This is a genomic window from Pectobacterium cacticida (genome assembly GCF_036885195.1).
Taxonomy (GTDB): domain Bacteria; phylum Pseudomonadota; class Gammaproteobacteria; order Enterobacterales; family Enterobacteriaceae; genus Pectobacterium; species Pectobacterium cacticida.
In genome coordinates this window covers 2,048,431-2,061,851 of the sequence record NZ_CP133656.1, presented here as the reverse complement: position 1 = coordinate 2,061,851, position 13,421 = coordinate 2,048,431, and the positions used below count along the sequence as shown (strand labels likewise).

Below are 13,421 nucleotides of genomic sequence, written 5' to 3'. Positions count from 1 at the left end.
AGCCGCCTTCTATGAAGGCGGATTTTTACTGTTATTCCGGCGCATCGGTATAGAGATGCAAACGCGGGATGACCAGACGAAGTGCGGCGGCTTGCGGTTTATGCCTATGCTTGATGTTATTAGCGTCATAGGGATGGAGCTCGCCGATAATTGGCACATTGCTGCCTGTTTCCTGTTGGCAAAGCACAAGTAGCGGGGACGGGCAGGGGTGCTGAACCTGTTTCTGTTGTTCGGCATACCAGACGCGGGCGATAGGCTGCACTTTTACCGGCCGTTTTATCTTCAACACGGCATTATCCGGTAACTTTAATATGGCGTTTATTTCCTGTTCTATCTGCTCTGCCCGTGGCGCTTTGCTATATGGGGCGGTCTGTGTCGCCGCATGTAGGCTTTTGGTCAGCTTCTCCAGTAATTCCACCCGTGTCATTGTCTTGATGATGTTTTTATTCGCCCAGCCGAAACGGACGGAGGCGGGGTTAGTTATCAGCGTCAACGAACGATAAGCGTTAAGCGTAATCAATCCTTTCAGATGCATGTGGACGAATTCGAAACGCTGCTCTGGCGCCAATTCTGCTTCGACAGTAATAATGTGCTCTAGCGTTTTTTTTAGTCGGTTAATCTCGCCTACCAGTGCGTTCGCTTGCTGATACTCTGCCTCGTTGACGGCAAAACAGAGCGCCCCTGGCAATCGCACGGCGCTTTTACTGCTGAGCGTTTCTGGATAGTGATGAATAAATAGACGCTGAAAATGACGTAAGCCGCGTTCGCAGGCCGCTTGTCCAACATACTGTGTGACAGGGATATGCTCGATAGGATCATGCTCCGTTCCTTTTTCGATAGCGGGAAGCGCATAAACGCGGCCGGCCAACAAGCGGTAGGTTGAAAATTGCCGTTGCAGGAGCGCGAGTTTCTCTTCTAACGACTGAAAACAGCGGTTCATCCGTTCGATTAATGTGTAGCGATTCATTAGCTAAAACTCATTAGTTACAACATACTCATGTTTGTACAAAACAAACTCCACCTTAGCAATAGTGTTAATCCTCACTTTCCAGCAGGTAAAAAGGTTGGAAGAATAGCGGGGAAGCGCCCTGAACACATGGCGTTTCCCTGAATTCTGTCGTTATCTTTCTTAAAGACGGTGTTTGAGTACCAGGCTGACGCCCAGGGCGATAACTAGGAGGGTGCTCAGAAAACAAGTGATGCCCATCCAGCCAAATGCGTACCAGAAAAATCCGCCGATAGTCCCAGCCAGACTCGATCCCAGGTAGTAAGAAAAAAGATACATGGAGGAGGCCTGTCCTTTGGCACGTCTCGCGCGTTGACCAATCCAACTGCTCGCCACCGAATGCGCAGCGAAGAAACCGGCGGTAAACAGCATCATTCCGATAAAGATGGCAAATAATGGCGCCAACGCCGTGATTCCCAACCCTGTTAACATAAGAAGGATAGCGCTACTTAGCACTGGGCCACGCCCGAAGCGGGATGTTAATGCACCGGCTTTCGGAGAACTATAACTACCGGTGAGATAGACCACAGAAAGCAAGCCGACCAACGCCTGACTTAGAAGATAGGGGGGAGCCAAAAGGCGATAGCCAATATAGTTAAATAGGGTAACAAAAGCACCCATTAACAGAAAACCTTCCAAAAACAGCAGCGGTAAACCTGCATCATGCCAGTGCAATTTGCTATTAAGTAGCAGCGTTTTCGGGCGCAAGGAGCCCGGACGAAAATGACGTGACTCAGGCAGAATACGCCAAAAGGTTATTGCCGCAATAAGCGCCAGTACGCCTATGGTGCCAACAGCAATCCGCCACGGGAAATAATCGGTCACAACCCCGCTGACCAGACGCCCGCTCATGCCGCCAATTGAATTCCCGCTAATATAGAGTCCCATTGAAAATGCCAACACGCTGGGATGAATTTCTTCACTTAAGTAACTCATGGCCACGGCCGCCACACCGCTGAGAGACAGACCTATCATCGCACGCATGATCAAGACGCCGTTCCAACTGGTCATCATTGCGCAGACCACCGTACAGATGGCAGCCAGCATCATCGACACTACCATCACATTTTTACGACCAATCGTATCGGAAAGGGGGCCAGTAAACAGCAATCCCAAAGCCAACATTGCCGTGGAAACAGAAAGCGACAAACTACTGGCCGCAGGGGAAATGCCGAAATCCTGCGACAGCAGCGGCAATAAGGGTTGAACACAATACAGCAAAGCGAATGTTGCTAACCCGGCGGAAAACAGCGCCAATGTGACGCGCATAAATTGCGGTGTACCACGCGTAATAAACGGGGTTTTCCCTGACGGTGTCGGGGCAGCGTCATCTGTACCTTCGGCCGTAGGAAGAGGCCAGTGATGTGGTACAGAAGATGGCAGGTTACTCACAGTAATTCCTTAGCGAAAAGGGCAATCAAGAATGAAATGACAGTGAGACGATCATAAAAGCGTGATATTGTTTTGTATAATATATTAATAATCATGATTGATATTTATAAAATATGAATATTGAACTTCGTCACCTTCGTTATTTTATTGCGGTCGCTGAAGAACTGCATTTTGGGCGGGCCGCCGAAAGATTACGCATTTCGCAGCCGCCATTAAGCCAGCAGATTCAGCTACTGGAGGCACAGGTGGGGGCAAAACTTCTGGCGCGTAACAATCGCAATGTCCAGCTCACACCGGCAGGCGCTATGTTCTTAAAAGAAGCCTGGTCGATTATCACTCAGGTTGAGCAAGCGGCAGAGCGAGCTTCACGTATCGAACGTGGCGAAATAGGAGAACTCACCGTCGGTTTTACGTCCTCTGCGCCATTCATCAAAAAGATCTCTAACAGCCTGTTGCGGTTTCGTCAAAACTACCCGGAAGTCCATATTCAGATGATTGAACTTAACACTAAGCAGCAAATTGAACCGCTGCTAAATGGTAAGATCGACATCAGTATTATGCGCAACAATCCACTCCCCGACGCGTTGGATCACCAGTTGCTATTGCGTGAACCGTTAATCGCTGTGGTACAAGAATCCCACCCATTAGCTCAGCAGGCTCTGGAAAGGGCGATTAGCATTACACAACTGGCTAACGAGCCATTCGTTTTCTTTGCGCGCGCGGTGGGTACCGCATTGTACGATGACACGCTGACGCTACTAAAACGCTACGGCATCAGCCCTTACATTACACAAGAAGTCGGTGAGGCGATGACCATTGTCGGGTTGGTGTCAGCTGGCTTGGGCGTGTCCATTTTGCCGGCGTCATTTTCGCGCATCCGGGTTGATGGTGTGAAATATTTACGACTGCAAGAAGAAGACGCGACGACGGAAGTCTGGCTGGTTACGGCACGACATCATCCGCAAAGTGTGGCGGCCAATGTGCTGGTATCGCTGATGCTGAACCAATAAGCGTTAAATATGCGGACTAAATCACATAACGAATCAAATATTTGACGGTTTTAATGAAAAGTCCCACCATGTGCGCAGTTTTTTTATTTTGCAGCGTGAAAATAGTCGAATTGCAAGAAGAGAGATTCATGTTTAACCGCAGTGCCAGCAATAGTGCGAATGCGTAGGAGCTAGGTTTGTGATTGCCGACGGTCAACCAGGACACATCGATCAAATTAAACAAATGAATGCCGGGGCGGTATATCGACTAATCGATAAGTACGGCCCGATATCGCGTATCGAACTCTCCAAATGCGCTCAACTTGCGCCAGCCAGTATCACGAAAATTGTTCGCGAACTGCTGGAAGCGCATCTGGTCCAAGAAACGGAATATCAGGACATTGGGAGCCGAGGACGCCCCGCGATCGGTCTGGTTCTGGATACTGAGGCATGGCATTATCTTTCCGTGCGCATTAGCCACAATATCATTTCATTGGCGCTACGCGATCTCAGCAGTAAGCTCGTGGTGGAAGATGATGTCCCGCTCCCTGCCTCCGCGCCTCAACCGCTCCTTGAGCGTATTCTGATAGAGATCGATCAGTTTTTTATCCGTCACCAACGACGCCTGGAACGATTAACCGCCATTGCAATTACCGCACCGGGTATCATCGATGGCGCCAAAGGTGTTATTCATCGGATGCCGTTTTATGACATTGAGGACATGGCAATAGGCCCAGTGCTGGAACAGCGTACCGGGCTGCCGGTTTATTTGCAGCACGATATTTGCGCCTGGACGATGGCTGAAGCGCTGTTCGGGGCATCGCACGGTTGCCAAAATGTGATTCAGGTGGTGATCGATCATAACGTTGGCGTCGGTGTGATTACCGGTGGGCGTATCCTGCACGCTGGCAGTCGCAATCTGGTCGAAATCGGGCACACTCAGGTCGATCCCTATGGCAAACGTTGCTATTGCGGCAATCATGGCTGTCTGGAAACGGTAGCCAGTACGGAAAATATGCTGGAATTAGCGCAACAGCGTATGAATACGTCGATGAGTTCGCTTTTGCACGCTTCACCGCTAAATGTTGAGAATCTGTGCGACGCGGCGCTTAAGGGCGATGCTTTGGCCAGAGATATCATTAACGGTGTTGGCAATAATGTCGGACGCATTGTCGCGATTATGGTGAATCTTTTTAATCCCGATAAAATTCTGGTGGGCTCACCTTTGAATAAAGCCGCCACCATTTTGCATCCCGCCATCCTTGGCTGTATTCAGCAGCAGTCATTCCCACCTTATAGCCATAACATTCAGGTAGAAGCGACTCGATTCTACAATCAAGGCACGATGCCCGGTGCCGCGCTGGTAAAAGACGCACTCTACAATGGTTCTCTATTGGTTAAATTGCTACAAGGGTGATTGTGAGCAGATAGAGCTACAAAACATTGCGCTAACGCAAATTGCCTGAATGAGGCATAGCCTAGACTTGCACGCTTGGAAAGCATTTTGGCAGTGCTTGTTTTTGGGGATTCAGGTGGTCTGGGGTTATTCCATGTTGAAACGTATCTTTGTCACGGGTACGGATACTGCCGTTGGCAAAACGGTGGTGTCCAAGGCGCTACTGCAAAAACTGGCGTTGGCAAATAAAACCGTAGCGGGCTATAAACCGATAGCAAAAGGGTGCAAAGAGACGGAGGCCGGTCTGCGTAATAAAGACGCACTGCTGTTACAGGCGGCCTCCACGCTGGATTTGCCTTATAACATGGTTAATCCCATCGCACTGCTAGAAGATGAAATTAGCATCAGTGAAGGGAGCATCGATTATTGTGCGATGACGCAGGGATTACAGCACATGACCGAGATGGCCGATGTCGTGGTGGTAGAAGGAACGGGAGGGTGGCGCACCATCATGAACGATTTACGGCCGTATTCAGAATGGGTTGTACAGGAACAGTTGCCAGTAGTTCTGGTTGTCGGCATTAAGCTGGGCTGTATCAGCCATGCGCTGCTGACGGCGCAAGCGATCATCAATGATGGATTGCCGCTAGTCGGCTGGGTTGCTAACCGGATTAATCCTGGGCTGGCAAATTATGCGGAAGTGATTAACGTGTTACGCAGAAAAATACCCGCGCCACAGTTGGGTGAACTACCTTATTTACCGCGCGCAGAACAACGCGATCTCTCATCATATATCGATCTTACCGCTATTGGCGATTAAGACACTATCCCATTAGGCTATGTTACGTGCCATTTTGTGGTTCCGGGCAGTGCTCGTTAAAAGGCGCTGAGCGCCTTTTAACGTTGTCCTAAGGATTAACGGCCTAAAGGTTACGGCATAGTTGTTGGTTCACTTTCACCTGTCGTTGAAGCAGAATTGGCATCGTTCTCGATATGGCGGGTATAGACGATCTTGTGAGAATCATTCTCGCAGTGACCGACTACCTGACCGCCAGCCTGATCTACTTGGTCATTCGGTACAATATCCAACGTAAAACCGGATTCGGGAACGCCGTTGGCCATTATTTTTTGAGCAATATCTTCTTTCACGCTCTCGCAAGATGCTTGTGCAGCTAACGGAGCGACCATGAATAACGCGGCACCCAAAATGGCGATCTTTTGCATCTTTTGATCCTTTTCTGTGAAATGTCTCTTTGAGTATATCAAATGATGAAAATAACGCGAAAAGGGCACTGTGTTGCACCTCTACGCTATAGCCTTCATCGTTAAATTCTGCGGCGTATTACTCAAGGTGGGCGAATTCGAAGTAAAAGGGGAACCCACGCCATAAAGCGTGGGGACATATTAAGGTTAAGGTGTGACCGGACGGCCGGTACGACGATCGAGGCAACGTTCGGTTGTGCTTTCCCAGTAGGCGTTGACATTAAAACTGGCATTGCACTTTTCGCGCCCATCAATGGCCTTTTCGGTTTTATCGAATTCTTTCTCAACGCGGCTATTAATTTTGTTACGCAGCGAGTGGGTTGAATCCCACTGTTCTTTACTTTGGCGTGCGGCTTCTTTTGATAGCGCGCTATCACCAGAGTCGATAATCACATGGCGCGTATCTGCTCGGGCGGCAGGTTGCCCCATAACGGAAACGATAACCAGCGAAAGCGGGATAAAAGCCCGGATAAACGAAGTAAAGGAGTAATGATTCATGTTTCACCTTAACAAAACGAATGATAAAAACCGACGCCTATGTTGCAGAGCACTCAACATACACGGTAAGCGATAGACAATAAACAGCGACTGCCGTTCACTACCATCTTCATGCATTGAGCCAAATGGAGAGTGCTTTTAACCAAGAGTATATCGCCCCAGCTTCAACGGCTCTATAACAACGGTGAAGCACCACGTTGTAAGAAATGCGGCCTTATAGAAAGGCATAAAATAGCATCCATGCTATGTAGACCCCATCCCATTGGGGCTATTTTACTTGCCAATTACGTCCACTGGGATGGGCCTTTAGCAGTGCGCGATCAACTTTCTCGATGTACGCACAAACCAGCAAAGGATTGGCTAACCGGCATCATCTCCAGTGAGTTGATGTTAACGTGCGCGGGCAGGGTCGCAACCCAAAAAACGGCTTCGGACACATCTTCTGCCGTCAGCGGCGTTGTGTTGCCATAGGTTTGACTGACTTTTTCATCATTGCCTTTAAAACGTACGGACGAGAACTCGGTTCCGCCAACCAGACCGGGTTCAATATTCGTCACGCGAATCTGGGTGCCAAACAGGTCGGCGCGTAACCCCAGACTGAACTGGCGGACAAAAGCTTTAGTTGCACCGTATACATTACCGCCTGCATATGGCCAATTCCCCGCGGTAGAACCGATATTTATCACGTGGCCGACATTACGCTCCACCATCGCAGGGAGTAGCGCGCGCGTCATGTACACCAAACCTTTATTATTGGTTTCGATCATATTTTCCCAGTCGTCAACTGACGCCTGATGTGCCGGTTCCAGCCCCAACGCTAACCCGGCGTTGTTCACCAGCACGTCAATCGCTCGCCATTCGGCTGGCAGTGTAGCAACGGCCTGTTCAATCGCCTTACGATCGCGAACGTCCAGTTTTAAGGGGTATAGTGCTTCACCGAGCTCCGCTTTTAGCGCTTCCAGGCGTTCCTGACGGCGACCTGTCGCAATCACTTTGTGACCCGCACCGATAAATTTACGTGTAATTGACTCACCAAACCCCGCCGTCGCGCCCGTAACAAAAATAATCATGCTCATATTCTCCCTGACTCGTTTCATGTCTATTGTCGCCTAAAAGGCATGGGTTCATTTAGCCGTGCAATTTTCTACTGGTCAAGCGTTACCCTGGTTTTCAAGACAGAGGTCAGATATCTAACAATTATGAGTTCAAAACTATGAAATATGAGTTCAAACCTAGGGAAGCCACGCCTGTGCAGGTATTAAGGAAATAAAAGGCCGGATGTCCGCGTTGTTACAACGTAACAACGCGGTATTGTATAGAAAGATTAAATCCAATTTTTGTGACGGAATGCACGCATGGTATCGGCAACCCACTGCATTTCCTGTGGCGTGCCTAACGAGATACGACACCAGTTAGTTGCTGGCGGGAAAGCGCGCCCGATTAGCACGCCTGCCTCTGCCATGTGCTGTTGGTAATCTTTGAGTGGCACCATCAACTGATGAAAAACAAAATTACCTTCTGATGGCAAGTAAGGCAATTTCAGCTCATCCAACACGTTGAGTAAAATTTGGCGCGAGAGATCATTACTCTTTTTACTGTAGGTAATGAATGCTGCATCATCCATAGACGCGAGCGCAGCATCAACACCAGGGAAATTGATTTTTTCCCCCGCGACATACCTTCCCATCATCGCAATGACCGTAGGATGCGCGACGGCATAACCCACACGCATCCCGGCCATAGCATGTATTTTGGAAAACGTTTTGAGCAGGATAATGTTATCCGCCCCCTGAGCAATCATTGGCGAAATCGAACGAAAACGCGGATCATTCACAAACTCCGCATAGGCTTCATCGACAATAAACATTGTATTGGCAGGTCTGCTGGCAATCCATGGCTCGATTAAATCCGCAGGCGTAATCGTGCCCGTTGGGTTGTTAGGATTTACCAGATAAACGATAGAAGGGCCGCTGTAATTGGCAACGGCTGCTTTTAATCCTTCAAGATCAAATGCCCAGTTATCAAGCATTTTAACTTTAGTCACCTTAATTCCAGCAATGTTGGCAAAGTGCTCGCCATCACCGTAGGTCAGCTCAGGAATAACCAGTTGGGCATCCAAAGTCGCATAGGCTTCAATGGCCGCCCGGATACCTTCTGACGATCCCGCGGTTAACAAAATCGACGGCGCTGCAACCTGGTGATGCGATGCCAGTTTATTGCCAAGTTGCAAAATCTCCTTCTTCGCGTAGCGATTAGCTTTTACGACCGCGTCACGTGCGGCGGCTTGCGCCTTAGGCGACATGCCTAATGGATTTTCGTTGAAATTGATACGGATGGGGCGATCGACCGACGGCGGTGTAAATGCCTGATTTTCAGGCTGAGTTCCCGCAAAAACGCGTGAACTTAAGCCGGTCGTGACGGCGGCCGTCCCTAACAAAGCGCCAGAAAGTTTTAATAATGCTCTGCGTTTCGGGTTTAACACCTCGTTTCCATTAGTTAAAAAATTCATCTAAATACTCTCCTTAGTTTCATAGTGGCAGAAGAGCTAAAGCATAAAGTGCGCCAATTTTCTTTATCAGTTTATTTCCTTTAAGTTGTAAAAGAGAGGGAAGACGCTACATTACGCCGCATTTTCCCGTATGACAGGATGTATTCTCTTTTTCTATAGTGATTTACTGTAAAAAAATTAATTCATTCATCCTGAAATCAAATTAATGGGATTGCCATTAATGAAGAAGGAGAGATCCACCATGACACATAGAATGATGCATCATGATGCGTTTGCGCTATGAGGTCGCGGAAATCATTCGTCCTGATTATCGGCTTCCACTGCAGCGTATAAGCGGTCAAGAATGTCGGGGAAAGCCGACTGTACGCGATTCCAACTCGGTACAAAAGGTTTGTCGCCGGGGCTGTCGCTATAGTCATGGCCTGATAAGGTAATGACGTCAGAAAATAATTCCACCGCCGATTCTTCCTTATGTCGATCAAAGCTTAAACCATTCATACGCGCATCATGCTCGAAGGCATCAATCATATCCAGCGCGGTACGATAGTAGGTCGCGCGTAGAACGCGGAAAGAATCCGTAGTAATGTTGACGCCAAGGATCGCCAGCTTACGATAGAGCGCCTTGGTAATATCCATTGCCATGCGCTGCAAGCCTGCGTTGGGATCGTCTTCAGACATAGGCTGATGTTTATGATCATAGCGATCGGCAATATCGACCTGGCAGATACGGCGGGTTGCTGTTCCGCGATGAATCTCAGACAGGACGCCGATTTCCAATCCCCAGTCACTAGGGATTCGCAGGTTATCAAGGATAGCGGTGCGCATGGCAAATTCACCGGAAAGGGGGTAGCGGAAACTGCGCATGTAATCCAGATAGTCAGAATGCCCGTAAACCTTTTGCAGCGATTTCAGTAACGGATAGACCAATAAACGCCCCACGCGGCCGTTCAATTGTCCCTCAGCGACACGCGCGTAATAACCTTTACAGAAATCGTAACCAAAGTGCGGATTTGCCACGGGGTAGAACAGACGGGCAAGCATAGCACGATCATAAGTGACAATGTCACAATCGTGTAAGGCGACGCAGGTAGAGCGACGTGACGCGAGCGTATAGCCGACACAAAACCAGACATTGCGCCCCTTGCCTGGCTCCTGCGGTGCCAGCGATTGTTCTGCCAGTTCGTCACTGAGCGCTTTTAATCGTGGGCCATCGTTCCACAGAATTCGGTGACGTTGCGGTAATCGAGAAAAAAACTGGCGGGCGTACAAAAACTGTTGTCTATCGGCACGATCCAGACCGATTACAATCTCACCCAAATAGGAAACCTGGGACAGCTGATCGATAATGTGACTCAGCGCCGGGCCTTCCAGTTCAGAATACAGCGAGGGTAGAATCAGTCCCATCGTGTTTTGCCCGGAAAATACCTGTAGTTCATACTCCAGCTCTTCCGTGCTGCGCTGTGTAAGGTTGTGAAGGTTAGTAATAATGCCATCTTGATAAAATTCGCTCATCATATACTCCCATGCTATCTGGCTTTGGGTTCACGCCGAGAAATAACGCTTACCAATAAAATGTTGCAATCCTTCAGTCCATCCCTGAGGCCCAGAATTCTGCGTACAATACTGCTCACCGCGAAAGGATTCCGGCAGGCTAACAATTTGATGCGTTTTGCCCTTAATTAACACGGCATAGTCTGCTTCGCTTAACAGCGACACATCGTTAGGGCCATCGCCGAGGGCGAGCGTTTTGACGGAATGTCCATATTTCTCCTTATACTGTTTTTTTATCCAGTTGGCCATGCGGCCCTTACTCGTTTGTGCGCTCATCACGTGGTAAAAGCGCCCACCTTGCGTCAGAGAGAAACCCGCCTGCGCCAGTTGTTCACGGAATGCGGGCAACTTATCAGGGTCATCCAGCCAACGTAGAGGTTCAGAGGCCTCACGCCGTAGAGCAAGTTCCGCTGCTTGTGCCGTTAGCCCTGTCATTTCAGCGAGTTCTACGCTGTTCATATCGCCAAATCCCTGGAAACGGAAGCCGGATGAACGCAGTTGTATTAACTGATGACGGATAGCGGAGTAGGGAGCGCCACCGCTTTTTTTCGGATAATCTGGGTGAGATCGCCAGGCCGTTGGCAATATGGCCATCGCGCCATTTTCCGCAATATAGGGATAGTCTTCTAGCTCAAGCGCTGTACGCAAGGGTTCGACCTCAGTAGCGGTTTTGCTCGTGGTAATGATGACCGGAATCTCCTCGTCTGCGAGTCGCCTCAGCCACGGTTGGGCGGCATCCCAACGATAAGTGTCATGATCAAGCAACGATCCGTCGAGATCGCTAAAAATAATCAGTTTTGTCTTGCAAATTGGCATAGGTTCTCCATGTTTTATCGTGGATAAACAGAGAGTAACGATGGGCGATTAACGTTAATCAGAAAGGGCAAGATGTATCAGTGAGGTATTATTTTCATGATAGTAGCGGACGTGACTACCTGCACGCGCTAAGTTTAGGTGATAATGCGCACTTTCACCAATAGCGTAATACTCTGACTAAAAGGACAACCCCATGCCGCATATCGATGCCAAATATTTTCCCAGGAACCTGTCTGAAGAGGAGAAAAGAGCCGTTGCTGAAGATCTTGCGGCGGTGCTTAAGCATCACTTTGGTTCTTCTAACGACGCACTTTCTGTCGCGCTGCATGAAATTCCGCCCGAACGCTGGAAGGACGAGGTTTACGATCCCTTTATCAAGCCGCACTTGGCAACATTGGCAAAAAAACCGGGATATTCGTATTAAATTAATGTCTTATGATAGTAAGTAATGAAAAGCCGATAATCGGTGAGATCAGCGGCTTTTCACTTTGCCTAATAGGTCGTGCGGCGTTACGCAACCAACAGCGATTGCGCGGTGCTTTCAACCAGCGTGAGTAGAACTTTTACATCCTCCAGCGTCACCGTTGGATTTAGTAACGTCAGTTTCAGGCAGGTAACGCCATTAAACTCGGTGACGCCTACGTTAGCGCGTCCCGACATCAGCAGTGCATCGCCGATGCGTTGGTTAAGTAGCCCAATGTCCACACTCTCCGCCGCTGTTTGCGGCTGCGGCCGATAGCGGAACAACACGCTTGCCAACTGTGGCGGCATTATTAATTCCAATGCGGCGTGTCCCTCCAGATACTCAGCCACCTGCTGCGCCAGTGTAATACCGTGATCGATGATTGCGGCATACTGCTGCTGGCCTAACGCTTCCAGCCCCATCCACAGTTTCAGCGCATCAAACCGTCGCGTTGTCTGTAAAGATTTCGACACCAGATTGGGAACCCCTTGCGCTTCATCAAACGCCGAGTTGAGGTAAGCGGCCTGATAACGCATCAGCTCATAGTGACGGGCCTCTTTCAACAAGAATGCGCCACAGCTAATCGTCTGGAAGAACTGTTTATGAAAGTCTAATGTGATGGAATCCGCCAGCTCAATACCGTCCAGAGCATCACGATATTTTTCGGACAGCAGTAGAGCCCCCCCCCAGGCGGCATCGACATGTAGCCAAATCTCGTGTTCTGCGGCCAGTGTCGCGATGGCGCGTAGCGGATCGATCGCGCCGGCATCCGTTGTTCCGGCCGTGGCGACAATCGCCATAATCCGATTGCCGTTAGCGTTGGCCTGCGCCACTTTTTCGGTGAGATCGTTAAGATCCATACGCGCAAAACGATCGGTTTTCACTTGGGTCACGCATTGAAAACCGAGCCCCAACAACGCCATGTTCTTTTGCACCGAAAAATGGGCATTTTCGGAACAGAACACTTTCACTTTGGTTAGATCGCCTACCAACCCATCGTGCTGGATGGCGTGCCCTTGACGGGCAAAAAAGGCATCGCGTGCCAGCATGAGTCCCATTAGATTACTCTGGGTGCCGCCGCTAGTGAATACGCCCGCATCGCCAGATGGGTAGCCGACTTGTGTACGCAGCCATTCGATCAGCTTCATTTCGATAATGGTCGCCGACGGACTTTGATCCCAGGAGTCCATACTTTGATTGGTGGCGTTAATCAGCACTTCCGCTGCCTGGCTAACGACCAGACTTGGGCAGTGCAGATGCGCTATGCACTGCGGATGGTGCACTGACACGCTATCCTTTAAAAAATACTCAATAGCTCGCGCAATGGCCTCCTGATTACCCAGCCCCTGAGGCGTAAAGTTCAAAGAGATACGCTCACGCAATTCAGCAACCGATTTCCCCTGATACATTTCAGGTTGTTGAAGCCATTGCATCACGGCCTGGCTACTCTGCGTAATCGCGTCCCGATAGGCCTCGATGCTTGGCGCCGAGGCACTCAGAATCGGATTTAATTTTGCCATGACAGTGCTCCGTTCCAC

The 13,421-nt window shown here is 49.5% G+C and carries 13 protein-coding genes; 4 read left to right on the top strand and 9 right to left on the bottom strand.

The window, feature by feature from the left end:
• Positions 1-31: 31 nt before the first annotated feature.
• Positions 32-967, bottom strand: coding sequence for a DNA replication terminus site-binding protein (gene tus / locus RFN81_RS09495; protein WP_264495620.1), 936 nt, complete (start codon positions 965-967; stop codon positions 32-34).
• A gap of 162 nt (positions 968-1,129) precedes the next feature.
• Positions 1,130-2,398 (bottom strand): MFS transporter, encoded by a 1,269-nt coding sequence (locus RFN81_RS09490; protein ID WP_264495619.1) that lies wholly within the window; start codon positions 2,396-2,398, stop codon positions 1,130-1,132.
• Positions 2,399-2,511: 113 nt separating this feature from the next.
• Here RFN81_RS09490 and RFN81_RS09485 point away from each other — a divergent pair, with 113 nt between their 5' ends.
• The 3 genes from RFN81_RS09485 (at position 2,512) to bioD (ending at position 5,603) form a co-directional block, all read left to right on the top strand.
• Entirely contained in the window at positions 2,512-3,408 is an 897-nt protein-coding gene (locus RFN81_RS09485; protein WP_264498835.1) for a LysR family transcriptional regulator, read from the top strand.
• Positions 3,409-3,586: 178 nt separating this feature from the next.
• Entirely contained in the window at positions 3,587-4,804 is a 1,218-nt protein-coding gene (gene mlc, locus RFN81_RS09480; RefSeq protein WP_264498834.1) for a sugar metabolism global transcriptional regulator Mlc, read from the top strand.
• A gap of 133 nt (positions 4,805-4,937) precedes the next feature.
• Entirely contained in the window at positions 4,938-5,603 is a 666-nt protein-coding gene (gene bioD / locus RFN81_RS09475) for a dethiobiotin synthase (protein ID WP_264498833.1), read from the top strand.
• A 110-nt stretch (positions 5,604-5,713) separates the two neighbouring features.
• On the opposite strand, the gene RFN81_RS09470 is transcribed toward bioD, so the two are convergent.
• The 6 genes from RFN81_RS09470 to RFN81_RS09445 form a co-directional block, all read right to left on the bottom strand.
• The gene (locus RFN81_RS09470; RefSeq protein ID WP_264498832.1) at positions 5,714-6,007 is read right to left on the bottom strand and encodes a DUF1161 domain-containing protein; all 294 of its coding nucleotides are present in this window, start codon (positions 6,005-6,007) and stop codon (positions 5,714-5,716) included.
• A gap of 186 nt (positions 6,008-6,193) precedes the next feature.
• Entirely contained in the window at positions 6,194-6,544 is a 351-nt protein-coding gene (locus RFN81_RS09465) for a DUF1283 family protein (RefSeq protein WP_264498831.1), read from the bottom strand.
• Positions 6,545-6,864: 320 nt separating this feature from the next.
• On the bottom strand, positions 6,865-7,614 hold the full coding sequence (gene ydfG, locus RFN81_RS09460) for a bifunctional NADP-dependent 3-hydroxy acid dehydrogenase/3-hydroxypropionate dehydrogenase YdfG (RefSeq protein WP_264498830.1): 750 nt from the start codon (positions 7,612-7,614) through the stop codon (positions 6,865-6,867).
• A gap of 254 nt (positions 7,615-7,868) precedes the next feature.
• Positions 7,869-9,053 carry a pyridoxal phosphate-dependent aminotransferase gene (locus RFN81_RS09455; RefSeq protein WP_264498829.1) on the bottom strand — a complete coding sequence of 395 codons (1,185 nt, stop codon included), beginning with the start codon at positions 9,051-9,053 and terminating at the stop codon, positions 7,869-7,871.
• A gap of 294 nt (positions 9,054-9,347) precedes the next feature.
• Positions 9,348-10,565, bottom strand: a complete 1,218-nt coding sequence (locus RFN81_RS09450) for a glycosyl transferase (RefSeq protein WP_264498928.1) — start codon at positions 10,563-10,565, stop codon at positions 9,348-9,350.
• Between the two features lie 30 nt (positions 10,566-10,595).
• Positions 10,596-11,420, bottom strand: coding sequence for a mannosyl-3-phosphoglycerate phosphatase-related protein (locus RFN81_RS09445; protein WP_264498828.1), 825 nt, complete (start codon positions 11,418-11,420; stop codon positions 10,596-10,598).
• Between the two features lie 193 nt (positions 11,421-11,613).
• On the opposite strand from RFN81_RS09445, the gene pptA reads away from it, so the two are divergent.
• Positions 11,614-11,844 (top strand): tautomerase PptA, encoded by a 231-nt coding sequence (pptA, locus tag RFN81_RS09440; RefSeq protein ID WP_338539458.1) that lies wholly within the window; start codon positions 11,614-11,616, stop codon positions 11,842-11,844.
• Between the two features lie 86 nt (positions 11,845-11,930).
• Here pptA and RFN81_RS09435 read toward each other — a convergent pair whose 3' ends face one another.
• The gene (locus RFN81_RS09435) at positions 11,931-13,403 is read right to left on the bottom strand and encodes a pyridoxal phosphate-dependent decarboxylase family protein (protein WP_264498826.1); all 1,473 of its coding nucleotides are present in this window, start codon (positions 13,401-13,403) and stop codon (positions 11,931-11,933) included.
• Positions 13,404-13,421: the final 18 nt, after the last annotated feature.